A 2,000-nucleotide genomic window follows, 5' to 3' on the forward strand; every position below is an offset into this window, starting at 1 on the left:
AATCCATTGACCAACATTCACCTTGTTTATTAGGAACCAATAGCTTTTCTGGTGTTCGTTGGGGGATACGTTTTTTACGTTTAGCTCTAATATTAAGTTTTAACTCACAATACACCCGATACACCCGTTTATGATTCCATTTATAGCCGAGCTTTCTGATGCGATTAAAACATTTGGGAAAGCCCCAGCGTAAATGCCGGTCTGTGATAGCATTCAACACCGAAATAATCACCGAATCATCCGGTAACTTAGGTTGATGATAGTAAGCACAACGGCTTAAGCCAACAATGGCACAACTCATAGCAATAGTAACTGAATGATTTTGTTGTAGTTGCTGTGCCCACATTTTACGTACCTTTGTGGGCACTAAAGCTTTTTTATGATTTCTTCCTGAAGCTGGGATTTTAAGCTCAGTTCGGCAAACATCTGTTTAAGTTTACGGTTTTCGGCCTCAAGCTCCTTTAAACGTTTAATATCAGAGGTTTCCATTCCGCCGTATTTTTCTCGCCATTTATAGAAAGTTGAATTTGCCATGCCATATTTACGGCAGAGTTCCTTGACAGGAATACCTGCTTCAGCTTCTTTTAAAATAGCGACGATTTGATGTTCAGTCATTTTTTTCATAATTGAATCCTCTTTTACTTTTATCATAGAGAATTTTCTACTTTTTTGCTGTACTATTTTAGGGGATAGTTACAATTCTTCATTCCAAAATGCTCGAACATAACCGAAAGCACCGTTAGATGGTTTAATATTTCTACTTGAATTATAATAAGTCCTTTGTGGATTTTCTAAAGGCTCATGCCAAAGTTTTGTCGTTTCAACATTAAAATAATCCACCATCGCCACAGGATGAATAAACCATGCCTTGCCGTCTGCGGATAGATTGGACAGTTTAGGGATATTGGCTTCGGTGTTTGCGGTTGGGTTTTGTGCTTGTGCCTGTGCCACTTGTTTCCACCACAGTGAGGGTTTGATGCGTTGCTCTTTTTCTATTTTCCAGTTTGATTTAACATGTTTATGCGCTTCGTCCACCACGTCTAAGGCAAAATCACGGAGGTAAGGCTCGGTGATGCCTAGCTCATCTAATCCCGCTTCAATAATTGCTTTTTGTTGTTGTTTTTCTTCTTCAAATAGCTCATCAATTTCGTTCCATTTGCTTAACGCTTCATCGGCATACCATTCGCTTTCATATTTCACCAGTAAATGCCCTATCAACTCCGCCGTCCAGCTTCGGCGTAATCCTTCCTTTAAATCCCTATCCGTAAAAGTCGGCTGTAACTACCCCCTAAAATAGTACAGCACAAAAGTAGAAAATTCTCTATGATACAAGTAAAGGGGATTTAATGATGAAAAAAATGACTGAACATCAAATCGTCGCTATTTTAAAAGAAGCTGAAGCAGGTATTCCTGTCAAGGAACTCTGCCGTAAATATGGCATGGCAAATTCAACTTTCTATAAATGGCGAGAAAAATACGGCGGAATGGAAACTTCGGATATCAAACGCTTAAAAGAGCTGGAGGCTGAAAACCGTAAGCTTAAGCAGATGTTTGCCGAACTGAGCTTAAAATCCCAGCTTCAGGAAGAAATCATAAAAAAGCTTTAGTGCCAACTGGGGCACGTAAAACGTGGGCACAGCAACTACAACAAAATCATTCAGTTACTATTGCTATGAGTTGTGCCATTGTTGGCTTAAGCCGTTGTGCTTACTATCATCAACCTAAGTTACCGGATGATTCGGTGATTATTTCGGTGTTGAATGCTATCACAGACCGGCATTTACGCTGGGGCTTTCCCAAATGTTTTAATCGCATCAGAAAGCTCGGCTATAAATGGAATCATAAACGGGTGTATCGGGTGTATTGTGAATTAAAGCTTAATCTCAGGGTAAAGCGTAAACAGCGCATTCCTCCACGAAACCCAGAAAGGTTATTAGTCCCCAATAAACAAGGTGAATGTTGGTCAATGGATTTTATGAGTGACAGTAGTCGTAATCAGC

General features: G+C 39.9%; 5 protein-coding genes. 2 read left to right on the forward strand and 3 right to left on the reverse strand.

Going from position 1 to position 2,000, the window contains the following annotated elements:
* From A9G24_RS07235 to A9G24_RS07245, 3 genes are all read right to left on the reverse strand, one after another.
* Positions 1-346 (reverse strand): IS3 family transposase (locus tag A9G24_RS07235; RefSeq protein WP_141673107.1); only part of this gene is annotated, 346 nt, incomplete at its 3' end.
* A 20-nt stretch (positions 347-366) separates the two neighbouring features.
* A complete protein-coding gene (locus tag A9G24_RS07240) occupies positions 367-624 on the reverse strand; it encodes a transposase (protein WP_065637205.1) in 258 nt (85 codons plus the stop codon).
* A 69-nt stretch (positions 625-693) separates the two neighbouring features.
* On the reverse strand, positions 694-1,200 hold the full coding sequence (locus A9G24_RS07245; protein ID WP_141673108.1) for a hypothetical protein: 507 nt from the start codon (positions 1,198-1,200) through the stop codon (positions 694-696).
* Between the two features lie 149 nt (positions 1,201-1,349).
* On the opposite strand from A9G24_RS07245, the gene A9G24_RS07250 reads away from it, so the two are divergent.
* Both A9G24_RS07250 and A9G24_RS07255 read left to right on the forward strand, forming a co-directional pair.
* A complete protein-coding gene (locus tag A9G24_RS07250) occupies positions 1,350-1,607 on the forward strand; it encodes a transposase (protein ID WP_065637205.1) in 258 nt (85 codons plus the stop codon).
* A partial coding sequence (locus A9G24_RS07255) for an IS3 family transposase (protein ID WP_141673109.1) occupies positions 1,607-2,000 on the forward strand: 394 nt, incomplete at its 3' end. The genes A9G24_RS07250 and A9G24_RS07255, both read left to right, overlap by 1 nt.

The sequence above is a fragment of the Gilliamella sp. App6-5 genome (assembly GCF_001690525.1).
In the GTDB taxonomy this organism is placed as follows: domain Bacteria; phylum Pseudomonadota; class Gammaproteobacteria; order Enterobacterales; family Orbaceae; genus Gilliamella; species Gilliamella apicola_H.

What these genes read in the sequence shown, in the direction of transcription:
- A9G24_RS07240 (WP_065637205.1), bottom strand. Translation starts at nt 624, where the DNA reads ATGAAAAAAATGACTGAACATCAAATCGTCGCTATTTTAAAAGAAGCT.
- A9G24_RS07250 (WP_065637205.1), top strand. Translation starts at nt 1,350, where the DNA reads ATGAAAAAAATGACTGAACATCAAATCGTCGCTATTTTAAAAGAAGCT.